Raw genomic sequence first — 18061 nt, 5'->3', positions numbered from 1 at the left:
GCGTCAAGAGGCCAACGAGACGCGATGATGAGACACGAACCGCGCGTCACGCCTTCGGGCGCGTCTCCGGCATCGTCAGGAACACGGGCAGCACCGCCAGCGCGATCACCGCGATCATCACGCCGGGCACGGCGGCCCAACCGGTCACCTTGATCAAGAGCTCGGCGAGAAACGGACTCACACCACCGAAGATCGCCGTGGCCACCGTCACACCCAACGCCAACCCGCTCAACCTGCCCTCGCCAGGAAACTGTTCGGCCGTTGCGGGTGCACCCACGGCACTCACGCCGCCCGCCACGCAGGCAAGCACCACGGCACCGGCGACGATCTGTGCCAACGAACCGTGCGCCATCAGCGCAAACATGGTCGATGGCAACACGGCGCACAGCACGGCGAGCACCGCCAGCACCGGTTTGCGTCCGACACGATCGGACAAGGTTCCCACCCACGGCGTGACGAGGATGACGGCCAAGGCCGCGATGGTGGACAACGTGAGCGATTCACCCTCGCCCATCGTTCCGGTGGAACTGAGAAACACCGGCACATAGGTAATGCCCACGTAGTACGTGATGGAACCCAGCGCCGAGATCGCAAAAGTACGCCATATCGCCACGCGATGATGCGCAAGGGTGTTGCGCACCGGCGATGCGGGCACCGTGCCGCGCGCCTGCTGTCGTCGAAAATCGGGCGACTCCTGCATGGTCGAGCGCGCAACCCAGATGCTTGCTGCGAGCGCGGCACCGACGAAGAACGGAATGCGCCAGCCCCAGGCATCAAGGCTTTGATGACTCAGCAATCCCACCGTGAGCGCCGACACGCCTACCGCCAACAGTGCGCCGATTTCGCTCGCGGCGGAGGCCAGCGACGTCACTAGGCCGCGATGGTTCTTGGCGGCGCCTTCGAGCAGATAGGCAACGACGCCGGTGTATTCGCCGCCCACGGAGAACGCCATCAGGCAGCGCATCACCAGCAACAGGTAGCCGGCTGCCGTACCGATGCGCTGATAGTCGGGCAGCAACGCAGTGATCAGCATGGCCGCCGTCATCAATGCCATGGACAGCAGCAAAGTGTGGCGTCGGCCCAGCTTGTCGCCAATGATGCCAAACACCAGCGCACCCAACGGGCGCATCGCATAGGAGATGGCGAAGCCCGCAAGCGTGGCGAGCAGCGAGTTGCCGCCACCGCCGAAGAACACGCGCGACAGTACGGTGGCGAAGTAGAGATAGAGCGTGAAGTCGTACCACTCCACCACCGTGGAAAGACCGGCAATCACCATCGAGGCACGGGTCATCGGTACAACGCGTTGTTCAACCGCCTTCATCAAGCCTCCACGCCCGCGTCATCACATCCCCTGCGGTGCTCGCGCAGCCCCATCCCGCACCGACCCATGGCGGGAACCATATCAGCAAGCCGTCCGCCGCGACCCGTCGTGGCATTTGGAAAAGGCCATGCATATCGGAAAGAAGCCGCGCCGCCATCGGAGGACGATGTCTCCCATGCACTGAACCTCTCTGCATGACGACACCAACCCACGCTTTCCGGAGACATGTCATGAACATCAAAGCCATCATCACGGGTATCGTTCTGGCCGCCGCGGTCGCCCTGCCCTTCGCCACCATGGCGCAAGACGGCGGACCGGTCGTGGACATCGGCTATCGCCACGGCAACCTGCGCAATGCACAGCAGAACATCGTGCAGGCCTGGCAGCTGGTGAGCGACGCGCAGATCGACAACGATGACCGTCTCGGCGGCCACGCCGCCCGCGCCAAGGCACTGCTGACCCAGGCCGACGAGGAACTTCGCCTGGCCGCCGATGCTGCCAATCGCAACCGCTGGTAAATCGATGGACGGCGCAAAGTAAGACACCCGCTGGTCGACAGCGGGTGTCTGCCTTGAACGAGTGTTGAAGCGGGCGCCGCGAGCGAGCAATGCACCGGGATGAAGCGGGGTTCACGCCGAGCGACGCGCCTCGCGAAACACGCGCGGCGAGGAAGGCGCGAACAATCCATTTGCCTCGCCCACCGACAGCATGTGATCGCCCATGGTGTCGAAGCGGCCTTCGTTCAGTGCTTCGTTGGCGATGCGTGCGAGATGCGCGAGCACCGCCTGCATGGTGCCGCAGCCCAGGCTGATGCGACGCACGCCCAGGTCACGCAAGGTCGCCGCATCCGGTGCGCCCGGATAGCCCACGTAGATGTTCAGCGGCACCGGCAGCAACGCAGCGAGACGCCGGATTTCATCGGCGTCCGCAAGGCCGGGAACAAAGATGCCATTCGCACCGGCTTCCACATAGGCCAGGGCGCGCTTGCGTGTTTCCTCGAAACGCGGCTCGCCCGCGAGACCCGCCGTGAGATAGGTATCGGTGCGCGCATTGATGAACAACGGCACGCCGCGATGGTCCGCGACCGCACGGATGCAGGCGATGCGGTGCGCGAGCACGCTCGCGCCGGCGAGTCGGCCCGTGACCGGATCCTTGCCGTCCTCGATATTGATACCCACCACGCCCAACTGCAGCAGGGCACCCACCAGTCCAGCGGTGTCCTCGGCGTCGCTGCCATAACCGCGTTCGATGTCCACGGTGAGCGGCACGGAGACGGCATCGGCGATGCGGCGGCAGGAGGTGAGCAGATCGTCCAGCGTCATCTGCTCGCCATCGGGGTAGCCCAGCGTCCACGCCATGGCGGCGCTGCTGGTGGCGATGGCCGGGGCGCCGGCGCTCTCGATGACACGCGCGCTGGCGGCATCCCAGGCGTTCGGCAATACCAGCGGCTCGATACCGGCATGCAACTGGTGGAAGGCCTGCGCGCGGGCGGACTGTTCGTGGCTCATGGGGTGGATCTCTGGACGCCCGCACTCCGGGCCAGTCAAGGAGACCACTTGCAACGCTGAGCCGCTGTCAGAATCTTTAGCTACCCGCTCGCCGACACGGGCTGCATGCGTCAACCCTTGCTATGCTCGATGCCTGTCTCAGGATCAGCGGTGTCGGCCCGACCATGTCGAGTTTCACCAGCCAGGTTTTGCTGTCGACGGAAACGTTGACGCTGCGCGACGTGCACTGCACTGGCACCTGCCGCCATCGCAGCACGGAAGAATGCGCCGCTTCGACCCAGCTGGTGTTTCCCTATCGCGGGTTTTATCTGCGCCATGTCGCGTCCGACCAGACCGTGGCCGACGCCAACCATGTGCTGTTCTTCAATGCGGAGCAGGGTTATCAGGTGAGTCATCCGCTGGAGGGTGGCGACGCGTGTCTGTCGTTGAGCCTTTCCAATGCGCTGCTTGCCGAACTGGCGCCCAAGGCGCTGTTTCACGCCGGTGAAGGCACGATCTTCCGCGCACAGTCGCAGCGCATCGATGCACGTGCGCAAGCGCTGGTGGCCTTGCTGCGCCACAACCTCGAGCACGGCAGCATCGAACCGCTGGAAGCCGAGGCGCTCACGCTCACCCTGGTGTGCCGAAGCCTGGGCCCGCGCACCTCGCGTACGCCAGGTTCCACGCATGCGCGGCGTCGGCTCGCCGACCGCGTGAAGATGGTGCTGGCCAGCGACCTGTCGCGCCGCTGGACGCTGGCCGAGATCGGCAAGGAGATCGGCAGCTCGCCGGTGTATCTCACGCAGGTGTTCAAGCAGGTGGAGGGCGTGCCGCTCTATCGCTACCAGCTGCAGTTGCGCCTGGCGCGCGCGCTCGATTTGCTGGCGAAGGTGGAGGATCTTTCCGCACTCGCGGCGGAGCTGGGCTTCTCCAGCCACAGCCATTTTGCCAACGCGTTTCGCCAGACCTATGGCCGCTCGCCTACCGAGTTTCGCCAGGCATCCCGCCAGGCGTAGCGGTCAGTCGCCCTGGCTGGCATGCAGACGCACGCCGAATGCGTAACCCGAGACCAGTCCTGACGCCAGCGCCACCAGCGCCATCATCCATACGAGCGGATCGATCACCATCATGCCGAGCTTCCAGTCGGCCGAATACGCCATGGAAAGCAGCGTGACTACGGCGAACAGGATGCCGCCAGCGCGCGCCCATCCACGAAATGCGCGCTCGTGGCGTGCATCGTCGTAATACACGTTCTTCTCGATGAATTCCATGGTAAAGCCTGCACGAATGGGACGCTGTGCAGCTTAGGAATCGCATGTGGCTGCAACTATCAGAGGAATCCTAAATTTGCATCGCGGCGGTTCTGCGGTTTGCCTGCCATCGACGACTAAAGAATTCGACAGCGCATGCATGCGAGTGCGTGGTCTCCTGAACCTGCCCACCGTCGGGTGACATCAGGAGACATGCCATGAGTGAGAAGACCTGCGCCGCGTGCGATTACCCGCTGGATGACAACGCCATCCAGGTCACCATAGGCCACCGCGTGGTGGAAGTGTGTTGCCAGGAGTGCGCGGACAAGCTGCGCGAAGCACAGGCGAAGGCCAGCGGCTGAGCTTTGTTCCCTTGGCGGCGTTCCCGGCTCTTGCGAGCAGCAGCGCCGGGCAACGTCGCGGCCTATTTCCGGGAAAATTCCGAGAAAACGCAGGTATTTGCGATTACACCATTGGTGACTCCGCGGGTACTCGCAGCGCAAATCAAATGAACGTGATTCTCAGTGACAGGCTGGGTGCGTCGAGCTTCCTCGGCAACCTGTGGACCGCTTATCGCTTTCCCATCGCGGGCATCACCGGTTTTCGCATTGGCGGCGGCGTGAACTGTCAGGACAAGAGCTACAGCGATCTCACCAATGCCAACAGTATTCCTTCCTCGGTGGTGTGGAACGGCCTGCTGGGCTATCAGGCGTCGGTGTGGGGTGTGGACGTGAATCTTCGCAACCTTACCAACCGGCGTTATTTCGTGGCGGCCCATGGCGCGGGTGCCCTGGTGGGCGAAACGCGCAGTGCGTTTGTGGGCGTGCATGCAGATTTGTGACGCCGCAGGTGCGTCTCGTAACATGGCCCGATGATGGAGCGATCGGCCGCGGCCATGTCGCTCTCTTCACACCCGCATCGAGGAAGGCACGCATGCATGTCACGCGCATCATCCATCTCATCGCGTTGGTGGCCCTGCTCGGCGCAGCTGCCGGCCCGACCATCGCGCAGGACGACGCCACCGGCATCGTTGCCGACCCGTGCGCCAGCGAGAAGACGCCAGAGCAGCTGCCATCGGGGCAATGGAATGCGTATATCTTCGCGCGCGACTTCGGCAAGCTGTGCCAATACCGCGTGCAGAACGCCGAGCTGATGAAACCGGGCAGTACGCCACCGCGCGTTGTCTTCATGGGTGACTCGATCACCGAGTTCTGGGGTAGGCAGCACGCGGCGTTCTTCACCCAAGGCAAGGTGGATCGCGGCATCAGCGGCCAGACCAGCGCGCAGATGTTGCTGCGCTTTCGCCAGGACGTGATCGATCTGCACCCGCAGGCCGTGCATATCATGGCCGGCACCAACGACGTGGCGGGCAACACCGGCCCGTCCACGTTGCAGCAGGTGGAAGGGAACATTGCCTCCATGGCCGAGCTGGCACGGGCCCATGGCATCCGGGTGATTCTGGCCAGCGTCCCGCCCGCCGGGCATTTTCCGTGGCGGCCCGAACTGCAACCGGTTCCCATCATCGGGGCGTTGAATCACTGGATGCAGGACTACGCCGCGCGCAACGGCTTCACCTATGTCGACTACTACAGCGCCACGGCCACGCCCGAAGGCGCCATGAAGCCGGGCCTGGCAAGCGACGGTGTGCACCCGACGCGTCAGGGCTACGCCGTGATGGAGCCATTGGCGGAAGCGGCCATCCAGCAGGCCCTTGGCCCTGCGCCCTGACTTGTAACGGGTGCCGGCCCGGGCGTCCGGTCGCAGCTTCCTGATCCAGGAAGTTGATCTACAAATAAGAATCATTATCATTGCGTCATTCGCCTCGGGCGAACCGCGCCGCCGTGGGCGAGCGCGACCACGATTCTCAAGGGCCTCCTCGTCATGTCCGCTGCTTTCTCCAGAACTGCGCTTCTGGCCGCGATCTCGTTTGCCCTGCTCGGTACGGCCCGCGCCGATGACCAGACCGTCGCCAGCACCACCTCCACCAAAGTCGCCAGCGCGGACGAGAAGAAGACGCTCGAAGCCGTGAACGTCGTCTACTCCACCACCAAGACCGAAACGCCGGTGGTGGCGATTCCGCAGTCGGTGAGCACGATCACGCCCGATCGCATGTCGCTCTACGGCGTGCAGGGGCTCGATGAAGCCGTGCGCTATCTCGCTGGCGCGGTGGGCGGCAGCTACGGTGCCGATCCGCGCAGCGACTGGATCCTGATCCGCGGCTACGACCCCGCCAAGTTCCTCGACGGCCTGGCACTGCCCAACGGCGATTGGACAGCCGATTCGCGCATCGAACCTTATGGGCTGGAACGCATCGAGGTGAACAAGGGTCCGTCCTCGGCGATGTACGGCCAGCTGCCGCCTGGCGGCATGATCGACATGACCAGCAAACGCCCCAGCCTGGATGCACCGCACGAAATCGAGGCGACCGTAGGCAGCTTCGGCCAGAAGCAACTGGCGGGCGACACCGGCGGCCAACTCGACAACGACGGTCATTGGCTGTGGCGCGTGGTGGCGCTGGCGCGTCAGGGCGATTCCAACATCAAGCATTCGAAGGACGATCGTTACTACTTCGCACCCAGCCTGACCTGGCAACCCGACGACAACACCTCGTTCACCCTGCTGCCGCGTTACCAGCGCACCTTGTCCGATGGCGTCGGCGGCTTCTTGCCTTCGCAGGGCACGCTGTATCCCAACCCCAACGGCCAGATTCCGCGCGACGTGAATCCAGGCGAGCCAGGTTACGACCACTATTGGAAGACCGACGAGTCGATCGGCTACGCCTTCACGCATCGCTTCAACGAGGTGTGGTCGTTCCGCCAGGATCTGCGCCTGCAGAACGAGAAGGTGGACCATCGCTCCATCGGCAGCCTGGGCCTGCAGGACGACCTGCGCACGCTCAATCGCTACAACTATCCGTTGGTGGACCACGCCAACGTGTTCGCCGTGGACAACCAGGTCGAGGCGAAATTCGACCAGGGCAGCGTGCAGCACAACGTGCTGATGGGCGTGGATTACCTGCACAGCCACAACGACTACAAGTCGGGCTTCGGCTCCGCACCCACTATCGATATCTTCAATCCTGTCTACGGCCAGCCGATTCCGCCGGCGCCGTACACGTTCCACACCAACAGCCTGCTCGAACAGCTGGGCGCCTACGTGCAGGACCAGATCAACATCGGCAAATGGGGAATCGTCGCCAGCGGTCGCGAGGACTGGGTCAGCAACGACGTGAAGGACTTGATCGCGAACACGCGCGACAAGCAGAACGACAACGCGTTCTCCGGCCGCCTCGGCGTGAACTACGCCACCGACATCGGCCTGGTGCCGTACGTCGCGTATTCGCATTCGTTCAAGACCACGGTAGGCACCACGTTCGACGGCAGTGCCTTCAAGCCCATCACCGGCGACCAGTACGAAGGTGGCCTGAAGTACCAGACGCCGGACGGCCGCTCGCTGATCACCGCGGCGGTGTACCAGCTCACACAGAAGAACGCGCTCACGGTCGACCCGAACCACCTGTTCTTCTCGCTGCAGCAAGGCCAGACGCGCACGCGCGGCGCCGAACTCGAAGCAAACGTGGCGGTGACCGACAGCCTCAGCATGACGGCAGCCTATGCGTACACCGATGCGAAGGTCACCCATGCCAACGATGCCACGCTGGGCAAGCAGGTGGCCCTGGTGCCCAAGCAGCAGGCGTCGCTGTCGGCCGATTACAGCGTGCACGAAGGCGTGCTGGCGGGACTGGGTTTCGGCGGCGGCGTGCGATTCATCGGCGAGCACTACGGCGACGCCTTCAACCAATTCCGCACCGGCGGCTACACGCTGTTCGATGCCAATGCGCACTACGACGTGGAGCGCTGGCGCTTCCAGGTGACGGCGGCCAACCTGTTCGATCGCGAATACGTCAGCGCCTGCAACAGCGCCATCTGGTGCTATTACGGCTACCCGCGCGAGATCACCGTGTCGGCGCGCTATCGCTGGTAAGCGGCGAAAGCCATGCGCACGAAGCGCCGCCCACCGCATCGGTTGGCCGGCGCTTCCTTGATGCATTCAGTGCAACGCTAGACCTCGGCAAACGCCATCTGCTGCCGTCGCCGATACGCCTGGTAATAGGCCGGCGTGTGATGCAGCTGCATGCCCTCGCACAGATCTTCGCCGGAGGCGATGCGGGTCACGAAGAATATGTGCGAGCCGATCTCCTGGCTATGCACGATGCTCAACTCGTGAACGCGCAACGCCTCGGCGACGGTGGGAATGCCAAATTCGCGCGACGGTCGCACGGGAAACGGAACCGTGTTCCAATCTTCCAGCGGCTGCCGGTGATGCGCGCTGAGCTTGTAGACAACGGCCTTCATCGACGCCGGCACGCTCGACAACGCCACGCGTCGGCTTTCACGCATGAAGGGCGCGGAGACGTTCGTGCTGCGCAGCGCCAGCGAATAGAAGCCGCTGCGTTTCAGTGGACCGATCAGGTCCATCGGGAAAATGTTCTGGTGGTGCTCCGTCTGCACCGACACCAGCACCACGGGGCGCGGGCACAGATAGGCAATCATCAGCTGCTGCACCGACTGGGGCGCCATCAATGCGTGTTGCGATGAAGGATTCTTTCGCATGAGGCGGTTCTGCAGCCACGTATTCCATGGCCGATGCGGCCAGCCCAGGCAGCGATGGTCGCCCGCCTCGACGCGATAGAGCGTGAGCGATGTTCCGTCGATGTCGATCTGCGTGGTCTTCGCCAGTTTCAGCGCGCCGAGGCGATGACCGGTGATGCGGTCGCTGTATTCGAGCACCGCCCGCGAACCGGCATCGATGCTGGTGGCGATCACCAAGGGCTTGAGCGACGCCACGGTGTGATCTGCGGTGACATCCGCCGAGCCGTCTTCCCCATGCAAGGTGGCCTCGACGGATTGTTGCGATGGCGCCACGGCAATCGTCGACCATTGCGGCAACGGGCGTACCAACGGCCTGATCCAGTCCTTCCACATGTCAGCGTCGCCGCAACAGCAGGAAAAGATACAGCTGGGTGGCCATGCCCAGTCCGCGCGGCGTCACGCGCTCCAGTTGGAAATGCGGTGCCGCGGCGCGAGCCACGAAACCCGGCGTAAAGCGATGGATGCGGCTCTCGCTCTCGATGCCGTAATGGCCACGGCGCAGCAGATTCAGCAGGTTCGCGCGCCACCAGCGGTAGCGGGCGTCGCCGAGGTAATACGGGTTGAGCATGCTCGCCAGCACGAAGCCGCCCGGCTGCACCACGCGCGCGAGGTCGTTAAAAAGCCCCGCCTGGTCCGGAATGTGGTTGAACACGGCAAAGTTCGCCGTCACCGCGTGCACCCTGCACGCCAGCGACGAGGTCACGGTGGCGATGGCCTTGCGCTCGATCTCCTCGCGACAGTGCAGCGCGAGATAGCCGGACTGGTCTTCCGAAGGCTCATACACGAACGTGGGGTGGCCGTTGGCGGCGTACGTCTTCGCGTCGATGCCGGTGCCCGCGCCGAAATCGAGCACGCTCGCGCCCGGTGGCAGCAGGTTGAGCGCCATGTCCTGAAAGCGATCGCGCACGAGCTGATTGCGCGGCGAGGCCAACATGAACTGGTGGTACTGCTCTCCGGTATGCACGTCTTCCTCTACCCTGGCGGTTCGTCGGTGGTCCGAAGCCTGGCTCGAGCGCTGGTCAGGTCCGTGGCGGCGGGTTTCCCCAGACCTTCAGTCGCATGAAAGGCTCCGGCTTTCCGTGAGTGCCGGGCCAGCAGCGGAAAGTTGTTCGTGCCCGCGTCCAGGCGCCCGTGAGATGCCGTGAAGACAAGGCGGGTGCCCGATCGGGCTCACAAACCACCGGAACGCCGCCTGATCGCCCGCCAGCGGCCAGCGCCAAACAGGCGCCTCCACGCCGTTAGCGTGTAAAATGACCGTTTTTTGACCAGTCGTAATCGTGCCAGCACCTCATTGGACGACAGTCCGTGGCCCGACGTTCATTCGCTTGCTTGCACGCCTGACGGACGTTGACGTTGCCCCATCCAAACAATCGCTGTCGGACCGGCTGAGCCACTGGCTGGACTGGACGCACGCGGTGGCGCTATCCACGGCGCTCGACGGCACGCACGCGCCCGATGGCAGCGCGCCACGCTTTGGCAGTGCCGAGGAAGACGAGTGCGCCCGCACGCGCAGTTCGCTGGCCCTCTCCATCGCTGGCGACCGGGCCTTCACCGAGGAAAGCGACGCGCGCGAGACGGGCGATTACACCCTGTTCCGCCAACGCTACCTCGCCCTGCAGCGAAAGATGCTGGCCACCACCGGCCACCTGCGCGGTCGCCTGCGCGACATGCTCGCGCAGAAGAACGCCGAGATGGCCCAGCTGGCAGCCGTGGACGCGGTGATGGAGCGCGCCCTCAGCCCGCGCGAGCAGATGCTGCTGGCCAGCGTGCCGCGCGTGCTGGAGGAACATTTCGAACGCTTGCGCGAGACCGAGCGCAAGACACAGGCCGATGCACAGGCCGAAGAGAACGCGCCGGCGGCCACGCCTGGCGCATGGCTGGACGTATTTCGCAGGGACATGCAGAGCGTGTTGCTCGCCGAACTGGACGTTCGTTTTCAACCGGTCGAAGGCCTGCTCGCAGCGCTTCGCACCAGCTAACTGGGAAGTCATGTTCAGAAATCTTCTACATCTCGCGGTGTTCGCGGTCGGCCTTGTCGCCGTGTGCTGGATCGGCGCCAGCTACGTCGGTTCCAACCCGCTGGGCGCGGCCGTCGCGGCGCTGATCGCCGCGTGCTACCTCGCCGGCGCGCTGGAGCTGCATCGCTATCGCCAGGCCACCGCCACGCTCGCACGCGCCGTAACGGAGCTGTCCGCCACGCCGTCCAGCCTCGCTGATTGGCTCAACCGGCTGCATCCCAGCGTGCGCAACGCCACGCGCCTGCGCGTCGAAGGCGAGCGCGTGGCCCTGCCAGTGCCTGCGCTCACGCCGTACCTGGTGGGTCTGCTCGTGCTGCTCGGCATGCTCGGCACTCTGCTGGGCATGATGGCGACGCTGCGCGGCACCGGCATCGCGCTGGAAAGCGCCACCGACCTGCAGGCCATGCGCGGATCATTGGCCGCGCCGGTGAAGGGCCTGGGCTTTGCGTTCGGCACGTCGATCGCCGGCGTGGCCAGCTCGGCCATGCTTGGTTTGCTTTCGGCGCTGTCGCGGCGCGAGCGGCTGCAGGCCGTGCAGTTGCTCGACGCGAAAACCGCGACGACGCTGCACGTCTATTCGAAGCACCATCAGCGCGAGGAAGCATTCAAGCTCCTGCAGCAGCAGACCGAGCTCATGCCGGCGCTGGTCGATCGACTGCAGGCGATGATGACGGCGATCGAACAGCACGGCATCGCTACCAACGAGCGCCAGCTCGCCAGTCACGACGCCTTCCACGCTCGCACCGAGGCTACGTACACGCGCCTCGCCTCGTCCGTGGAAGCCTCGTTGAGGGACAGCGTGGCCGAGAGCGCCCGTGCTGCGTCGTCGGCCTTGCAACCAGTCATGGCATCGACCATGGAAGGCATCGCGCGCGAAACCTCCAAGCTGCACGACAACGTCACGCAGGCCGTGCAACAGCAGCTCACCGCACTCTCCGTCGGTTTCGAGTCGACCACGAGCACCGTGGCCGGCATCTGGAACGACGCACTCGCCGAGCAGCGCCGCGCGAACGAGGCGCTGTCGCTCGACCTGCGCGGCGCGCTGGATCAATTCACCGGTACCTTTGAACAGCGTTCCAGCGGCCTGCTCGACAACGTCACCGCACAACTGGACGCCACCACCCACCGCATGGCGGACACGTGGACGCAGGCACTCTCGCAGCAGCAAGCCGCCAACGAGGACCTCGCCGCACGCAACCAGCAGGCATGGTCCGGCGCCGCGGCGACCTTCGAGGAGCACGCCACCTCGCTGGTCCGCACGGTGAACCAATCGCATGCCGATCTGCAGGCCACGCTGGCCTCGCGCGACGAAGAACGCCTGTCCACCTGGACGCAGGCGCTGGGAGCGATGAGCGCCTCGCTGGGCCAACAGTGGGAGCAGTCCGGCGAGCACGCAGCGAACCAGCAGCGCGAGATCTGCGACACGCTGGCGCGCACCGCCGCCGATATCTCCGCGCAGACGCAGGCGCACGCCAGCGACACCATCGCCGAGATTTCCCGCCTCGTGCAGGCCGCCTCGGAAGCGCCGAAGGCCGCCGCCGAAGTCGTGGCCGAACTACGCCAGAAGCTCTCCGAGAGCATGGTGCGCGACACCGCCATGCTGGAAGAACGCAGCCGCCTGCTGGCCACGCTGGAAACCCTGCTCGACGCGGTGAACCACGCCTCCACCGAACAGCGCGTAGCCGTGGATGCGCTGGTGGTCACCTCGGCCGATCTGCTCGAACGCGTGAGCACGCGCTTCACCGACCATATCGAAGCCGAGACCGGCAAGCTCGGCACGGTCGCCGCGCAGCTCACCAGCAGCGCCGTCGAAGTGGCGAGCCTGGGCGATGCGTTCGGCGCGGCCGTGCAGGTGTTCGGTCAATCGAACGAGGCGTTGATGGAACGCCTGGAGCACATCGCCGGCGCACTCGACAAATCGGTCGCGCGCAGCGATGAGCAGCTCGCGTACTACGTGGCGCAAGCCAGGGAAGTCATCGACCTCAGCATGCTGTCGCAGAAGCAGATCATCGAAGACATGCAGCAGCTCGCCAGCCAGCGCGCAGCGGCCGGAACGGAGATCGCATGATCGACGACATGGAAGGCGACGGCGAATCCACCGCACCGATCTGGGCCGCATTCGGCGACCTGATGTCGGTGCTGCTGGGTGCGTTCGTGCTGATCCTGGTCGGCGTGATCGCCGTGCAGCTGCAACTCTCCAGCCGGCTGGACGAGGAAGTGAAGCAGCGACAGGCCGAAGCGCAGCGCCGCCAGACGCTGGAACAGGCTTTGGCGGGGCCACTCGCGGCCGGGCGCGTCACGCTTGTCAATGGTCGCATCGGCATTCGCGGCAGCGTGCTGTTTGCGCTCAATTCCGATCAGCTGCAACCCGAAGGCCAGGAAGTGCTGAAGAGCCTGGCCGGTCCGCTCGCGGGCTATCTGAAGTCCCGCGATGAAATCCTGATGGTCAGCGGCTTCACCGACGATCGCCAGGTGCGCGATGGCAACCGCCAGTTCGCCGACAACTGGGAACTCTCGGCCGAGCGTGCGCTGACGGTCACGCGTGCCTTGATCGCCGAAGGCGTGCCCGCATCGTCCGTGTTTGCCGCGGCTTTCGGCGCCGAACAACCGGTCAGCGCGAACACCACGGACGAAGGGCGCGCCAGGAATCGCCGCGTGGAAATCGCGCCCATTCCCAAGCCATCGACCGCCAACGTGGCATCCCATGAGCCCTAGCGTCACGCGCGCCCGCGCGATGCTCGATGCATGGCGCGAACAACACGCCGATCGGCTGGACCCGGTTCGCTTTCATGCGATGGATGCACTGGAACGACGCGCGGCGAATCACGACGGCGAGGCGCGGCGCATGCTGGACGACAGGCTCGCCACGTTGCTCGACGCGTATGCCGGCGATCTCGAAAACGCGGCGACCGTCGCCGATCCCATGTCTTCGGAAACACCGAACCGCAGCGCGCTCGCTGAGCTGATCGATCACATGGCGGCGTCCGCGTTGGCTCGCGACGTGGCTTTCGCTGCGCACAACGCGACGATGCCCTCCAGCAGCTACCCAACGCTGGAAACGCTCGACGAGTTCAAGAAGATCTGGTCCGCGGTGCGCACCGGCAGCCAGTTGCGGCAGTCGCTCGAGCAGGCGCCCGAGAATGCCGGTCCGCTGAATTCGGGTGCGCTCGTGCATCGCTCGATCGGGCTCATGCGCGAGCTGTCGCCCGGCTACCTGCAGCAGTTCCTGTCGTACATCGATGCCCTGTCGTGGATCGAACAGATCAACGGCAGCGCGCTACCCGCCAGCGACGCACCTCGCGCGCCAGGCACACGCAAACGCGGCAAGGCCAAGTCGCGCACGACTTGAACAACTACCGCAACGAAAGCCGTAACGCATCCATTGCGAAGCTGACTTGCAGCTGGCGAAACAAGCGGTTTTTCGCGGCATCGACAGTGTGTCACCGTTGAATCAACGCGCAACTTTCTTCGCTGTTTGCAGGCAGCAAAGTAGCGTAGCAATCTCTTGCGTTTTGTGGCGAAAGCCTCGCTACAGCCGCATTTTCTTTCACGACGTATGGCTTTTAGACGTCTGCTCGGTGCCTGGGCGCCAGCGTATAAATGCATGCAACAGGGGCGGTTCGATCACTCGCGATGTGTTCGCTCGCGAGTACTTTTAGGGCGCTCTATGAAAGACACAGCTATGCCGATCATCGACATGGATTGGAATGCTTTCGATCCATGGCGCATCCAGCCGTTCAAGCACGCGTTGACCGACCATCCGCTGCTGCAGACCGAGCAACTGGTGGAACTGGGCAAGCGCTGCCGCGGCACCACGCGTTGGTACGCCTTCAACAGCAACGTCACTGCCGGCACCGACTTCGACGACGCCGCCAGCCTATTTCCCACGAGCAAGTCGGCCGTCGATTCGCTGCGCGACATCAGCGCGGCCAAAGCCTGGGTGTTGCTGCGGCACATCCAGGCGGACCCGCTCTATCGCGACCTGGTGGATGCGGTCATCAACCCCATCAAGCCCCAGATCGAGCGCAAGGATCCGGGGCTGTACTACCGCGCAGGATGGATCTTCTCCGCGTCGCCCAACACAGCCACGCCGTTTCATATCGATCGCAGCCACGTGCTGCTGCTGCAGGTGCGCGGCACCAAGACCGTCTATGTGTGGGACCCCGACGACACCGCCGTGTGCAGCGAGCGAGCGCGCGATTGCTTCCACCTGCGCCACGACCTGAGCCGCACGCTGTGGCACGAGGAATTCCGCAGCCGAGCCCACGTGTTCCAGCTGGGCCCCGGCATGGGCGTCTACATGCCGCTCACCAGCCCGCACATGGTCGAGACGAGCAACGAGGCGTCCACCACGATCAGCTTCACGTACAACACCGACGCCACGCGCCGGAACGCCAAGGTGCACGTGATGCGCGAAATGCTCTACCGGCTGGGCATGACGCCGCCCGACGTTGGCAAGAGCCACATGTTCGATCATGCGGCGCTGGCGGCGGCGTCGGCCATCGTGGTCTGTCGCGGTCCCGGCGGGCATCCGCCTGCCTGCCCTTCCCTGCTTCACAAGAGCGCGTACGCGGTGGCGGACTGATCGCGCGCCGCCGTGTTTGCCGCTTAAGCGCAGACGCAACGTCGGACATAGGCCAGACAGCGGAGGCAGCTTTCAGCGGCGCAACGCAATTTCCTGCGCTGCACCGCTTGGGAGCCGTTTTAGTGGTGTTTCATCCGTGGAATGAGGCACCAGATTTCACCTCGCGAGCCAGCGAAACCTCGCCATTTTTAGCGCCCTGCCGTGACTAGGAGCGCAGCTTGTAGCCGGTCCGGAAAATCCACGAGACAGCCACCGCGCACAGGAGCAGGAAGCCCATCGTCATGCTTGCGCTGAGCACCACGTTGACGTCGGAGTGGCCGTAGAAGCTCCAGCGGAACCCGCTGATCAGGTAGACCACCGGATTGAACAACGCCACCTTCTGCCAGAACGGCGGTAACATGCCGATGGAGTAGAACGCGCCGCCGAGGAAGGTGAGCGGCGTGACCACCATCAGCGGAATCACCTGCAGTTTCTGGAAATCATCCGCCCACAGGCCGATGATGAAACCGAACAGGCTGAAGGTCACCGCGGTGAGCAGCAGGAACACGATCATCCAGCCCGGATGGAGAATGCTGTACGGCACGAAGAAGCGCGCCGTGACCAGGATCAGCAAGCCCAGCAGCACGGATTTCGTCGCCGCCGCGCCCACGTAGCCGAGCACCGCTTCCATGGGTGACACCGGCGCGGAGAGCAACTCGTAGATGGTGCCCGACCACTTGGGAAGATAGATGCCGAACGAGGCGTTGGAGATGCTCTCGTTGAGCAGCGACAGCATGATCAGGCCCGGAATGATGAAGGCGCCGTAGCTGGTGCCCCCAATGTCGCCCATGCGCGAGCCGATGGCAGTGCCGAACACGATGAAGTACAGCGAGGTCGACAGCACCGGCGATACGATGCTCTGCATCAGCGTGCGGAAGGTGCGGGCCATCTCAAAGCGGTAGATGGCGCGAATGCCCGGAAGGTTCATGGCTTGCTCCGCACCAGGTTGACGAAGATGTCTTCGAGTGAGCTTTCCAAGGTATGCAGGTCCTTGAAGTCGATGCCGCGCTCGCCCAGCCGGCGTAGCAATTCGGCGATGCCGGTGTCTTCGCTTTGCGCGTCGAAGGTGTAGATCAGCGTGGCGCCGTCATCGGCCAGTTCCAGTGCGTAGCCGTCGAGTCCGTCGGGCAAGGCTTGGAGAGGCGACTGCAGGCTGATCGACAGCTGCTTCTTGCCGAGCTTGCGCATCAGCACGTCCTTCTCTTCCACCAGGATGAGTTCGCCGCGCGTGATCACGCCCACGCGGTCGGCCATTTCCTCGGCCTCTTCGATGTAGTGCGTGGTGAGAATCACCGTGACGCCGGTTTCGCGCAGCTGGCGCACCATCTGCCACATGTCGTGGCGAAGCTCCACGTCAACGCCGGCGGTGGGTTCGTCCAGGAACAGGATGCTGGGCTCATGCGCCAGCGCCTTGGCAATGAGCACGCGGCGCTTCATGCCTCCGGACAAGGTCATGATCTTGGAGTCTTTCTTCTCCCACAGCGAGAGCGCGCGCAGCACCTTCTCGATGTGCGCGTCGTTGGGCGCGCGACCGAACAGGCCGCGGCTGAATCGCACCGAGGCCCACACGGTTTCGAACGCATCGGTCGACAACTCCTGCGGCACCAGGCCGATCTTCGAGCGGGTGATGCGGTAGTCGCGCAGCACATCGTGCCCATCCACCAGCACCGAGCCACCGCTCGGCCGGACGATGCCGCAGATGATGCTGATCAGGGTGGTCTTGCCCGCGCCATTGGGGCCAAGCAGGGCGAAGATCTCGCCGCGCCGTATGTCGAGGTCCACCGCCTTCAGCGCCTGGAAACCGCTTTGATAGGTCTTGCTGATACCCCGGATGGACACCGCGTGGTGCGCGGAAGTGGCCTGGTCGCTCATGAGGTCCCTTGGTTTGAACGCAAGTCATCCATGAGGATTCTACGCCTGGTATTCAATGCCCGCCCGCGAAAGTATGGCCTTATGCGATATCCGCTCGAACATCGAGGGTACGGGCCGCCTCATCAGTGCGTGCATGTCGTTCCACCAGCATGTTGACTCTTGTGGTGGATAAAGACGTTTTCGTCCGCTGCGCGCATGCTCGTCATGCGGACGAAAAGCCCGGTGCGGGATGGCACCGGGCTCACCTTCGACTATTGCAGATGGAAACGTCAGTCGCGCGATCTGGCCACCACGCTGCCATCGGTGGGATCGACCAGCAGGTTCACGTCGCTGCCGCGGGCGGTCTTGGCGTCGGCGCTCCACAGGCCCTCCTCAAACTTCACGTGCTTGACGTTCTGGAAGCCGGCCGATGCCAGCTGGGCATTCACTTCGTTTTCGTTGAGCCTGGATGGCGCATCGGCGGGATAGACCTTGCCGTTCACCGGACCTACGGCGAGCTTGACCCATTTCTTGTTGCCGCCGCGAGCCTCGCTGCGCCACACGCCGTCCTTGAACGCCAGGCCTTTCACTTCCTTGTAGCCCGCATTGGCGATCGAGGTCTTGATGGCGTCCTCGGTCAACGCACCGGTGGGCGGCTGCGACGTCCATGTGGTGACCGTGGTGGTGGTCGTTTGCGTGGCGCTGGTGGAGCGAGCGGTAGCGGGCATGTCCTGCGCAAAGGCGGCGGCAGTCATCGACAATCCAATCACTAGGGGCAGTACGCGCTTGATCATGAGGATCACTCCTTCGGTTGGCGCGGCATGGTGTAACCGAAGGAGCACACGGGCCGTTCAAGTC

General features: G+C 64.2%; 19 protein-coding genes. 11 read left to right on the top strand and 8 right to left on the bottom strand.

What is annotated here, in order from left to right:
* Window positions 1-46: 46 nt before the first annotated feature.
* Entirely contained in the window at window positions 47-1321 is a 1275-nt protein-coding gene (locus ABIC75_RS14565; protein ID WP_354014600.1) for an MFS transporter, read from the bottom strand.
* Between the two features lie 230 nt (window positions 1322-1551).
* On the opposite strand from ABIC75_RS14565, the gene ABIC75_RS14560 reads away from it, so the two are divergent.
* Window positions 1552-1839 carry a hypothetical protein gene (locus tag ABIC75_RS14560; protein ID WP_354014599.1) on the top strand — a complete coding sequence of 96 codons (288 nt, stop codon included), beginning with the start codon at window positions 1552-1554 and terminating at the stop codon, window positions 1837-1839.
* Window positions 1840-1950: 111 nt separating this feature from the next.
* Here the strand turns inward: ABIC75_RS14560 and ABIC75_RS14555 are convergent, their stop codons facing one another.
* Entirely contained in the window at window positions 1951-2829 is an 879-nt protein-coding gene (locus tag ABIC75_RS14555; protein ID WP_354014598.1) for an isocitrate lyase/PEP mutase family protein, read from the bottom strand.
* Window positions 2830-2993: 164 nt separating this feature from the next.
* Here ABIC75_RS14555 and ABIC75_RS14550 point away from each other — a divergent pair, with 164 nt between their 5' ends.
* Entirely contained in the window at window positions 2994-3824 is an 831-nt protein-coding gene (locus ABIC75_RS14550; RefSeq protein WP_354014597.1) for a helix-turn-helix transcriptional regulator, read from the top strand.
* Window positions 3825-3827: 3 nt separating this feature from the next.
* On the opposite strand, the gene ABIC75_RS14545 is transcribed toward ABIC75_RS14550, so the two are convergent.
* Entirely contained in the window at window positions 3828-4079 is a 252-nt protein-coding gene (locus tag ABIC75_RS14545; RefSeq protein ID WP_354014596.1) for a hypothetical protein, read from the bottom strand.
* 197 nt (window positions 4080-4276) lie between these two features.
* Between ABIC75_RS14545 and ABIC75_RS14540 the strand changes: the two genes are divergently transcribed.
* The 4 genes from ABIC75_RS14540 to ABIC75_RS14525 all read left to right on the top strand — a co-directional run bounded on the left by ABIC75_RS14540 (window position 4277) and on the right by ABIC75_RS14525 (window position 8042).
* Window positions 4277-4420 carry a hypothetical protein gene (locus ABIC75_RS14540; RefSeq protein WP_354014595.1) on the top strand — a complete coding sequence of 48 codons (144 nt, stop codon included), beginning with the start codon at window positions 4277-4279 and terminating at the stop codon, window positions 4418-4420.
* 146 nt (window positions 4421-4566) lie between these two features.
* Window positions 4567-4899 carry a hypothetical protein gene (locus tag ABIC75_RS14535; RefSeq protein ID WP_354014594.1) on the top strand — a complete coding sequence of 111 codons (333 nt, stop codon included), beginning with the start codon at window positions 4567-4569 and terminating at the stop codon, window positions 4897-4899.
* A gap of 92 nt (window positions 4900-4991) precedes the next feature.
* A complete protein-coding gene (locus ABIC75_RS14530) occupies window positions 4992-5786 on the top strand; it encodes an SGNH/GDSL hydrolase family protein (protein ID WP_354014593.1) in 795 nt (264 codons plus the stop codon).
* 153 nt (window positions 5787-5939) lie between these two features.
* Entirely contained in the window at window positions 5940-8042 is a 2103-nt protein-coding gene (locus ABIC75_RS14525; RefSeq protein WP_354014592.1) for a TonB-dependent siderophore receptor, read from the top strand.
* Between the two features lie 77 nt (window positions 8043-8119).
* Here the strand turns inward: ABIC75_RS14525 and ABIC75_RS14520 are convergent, their stop codons facing one another.
* Together ABIC75_RS14520 and ABIC75_RS14515 are read right to left on the bottom strand one after the other, a co-directional pair.
* On the bottom strand, window positions 8120-9043 hold the full coding sequence (locus tag ABIC75_RS14520; protein ID WP_354014591.1) for a flavin reductase: 924 nt from the start codon (window positions 9041-9043) through the stop codon (window positions 8120-8122).
* Window position 9044: 1 nt separating this feature from the next.
* Window positions 9045-9674 (bottom strand): class I SAM-dependent methyltransferase, encoded by a 630-nt coding sequence (locus ABIC75_RS14515; RefSeq protein ID WP_354014590.1) that lies wholly within the window; start codon window positions 9672-9674, stop codon window positions 9045-9047.
* A gap of 310 nt (window positions 9675-9984) precedes the next feature.
* Between ABIC75_RS14515 and ABIC75_RS14510 the strand changes: the two genes are divergently transcribed.
* From ABIC75_RS14510 to ABIC75_RS14490, 5 genes are all read left to right on the top strand, one after another.
* Window positions 9985-10689: a DUF3348 domain-containing protein gene (locus ABIC75_RS14510; RefSeq protein WP_354014858.1), complete on the top strand. Its 705-nt coding sequence runs from the start codon at window positions 9985-9987 to the stop codon at window positions 10687-10689.
* A 10-nt stretch (window positions 10690-10699) separates the two neighbouring features.
* Complete coding sequence (locus ABIC75_RS14505; RefSeq protein ID WP_354014589.1) at window positions 10700-12796, top strand: DUF802 domain-containing protein; 2097 nt, start codon at window positions 10700-10702, stop codon at window positions 12794-12796.
* Window positions 12793-13443 (top strand): OmpA family protein, encoded by a 651-nt coding sequence (locus ABIC75_RS14500; RefSeq protein ID WP_354014588.1) that lies wholly within the window; start codon window positions 12793-12795, stop codon window positions 13441-13443. Before ABIC75_RS14505 ends, ABIC75_RS14500 begins: the two co-directional genes overlap by 4 nt.
* Complete coding sequence (locus tag ABIC75_RS14495; protein ID WP_354014587.1) at window positions 13433-14077, top strand: DUF2894 domain-containing protein; 645 nt, start codon at window positions 13433-13435, stop codon at window positions 14075-14077. The genes ABIC75_RS14500 and ABIC75_RS14495 overlap by 11 nt, the downstream gene beginning before the upstream one ends.
* Window positions 14078-14395: 318 nt before the next feature.
* Complete coding sequence (locus ABIC75_RS14490; protein ID WP_354014586.1) at window positions 14396-15313, top strand: cupin-like domain-containing protein; 918 nt, start codon at window positions 14396-14398, stop codon at window positions 15311-15313.
* A 205-nt stretch (window positions 15314-15518) separates the two neighbouring features.
* Here the strand turns inward: ABIC75_RS14490 and ABIC75_RS14485 are convergent, their stop codons facing one another.
* The 3 genes from ABIC75_RS14485 to ABIC75_RS14475 all read right to left on the bottom strand — a co-directional run bounded on the left by ABIC75_RS14485 (window position 15519) and on the right by ABIC75_RS14475 (window position 17997).
* Window positions 15519-16280 (bottom strand): ABC transporter permease, encoded by a 762-nt coding sequence (locus ABIC75_RS14485; protein ID WP_354014585.1) that lies wholly within the window; start codon window positions 16278-16280, stop codon window positions 15519-15521.
* Window positions 16277-17224, bottom strand: a complete 948-nt coding sequence (locus ABIC75_RS14480; RefSeq protein WP_354014584.1) for an ABC transporter ATP-binding protein — start codon at window positions 17222-17224, stop codon at window positions 16277-16279. The genes ABIC75_RS14485 and ABIC75_RS14480 overlap by 4 nt, the downstream gene beginning before the upstream one ends.
* 269 nt (window positions 17225-17493) lie before the next feature.
* A complete protein-coding gene (locus ABIC75_RS14475) occupies window positions 17494-17997 on the bottom strand; it encodes a PepSY domain-containing protein (RefSeq protein WP_354014583.1) in 504 nt (167 codons plus the stop codon).
* Window positions 17998-18061: the final 64 nt, after the last annotated feature.

The organism is Dyella japonica (assembly GCF_040545895.1).
Classification (GTDB): domain Bacteria; phylum Pseudomonadota; class Gammaproteobacteria; order Xanthomonadales; family Rhodanobacteraceae; genus Dyella; species Dyella japonica_D.
Note: the sequence above shows the minus strand (reverse complement) of the source record. Positions and strands in the feature narration are given on the sequence as shown.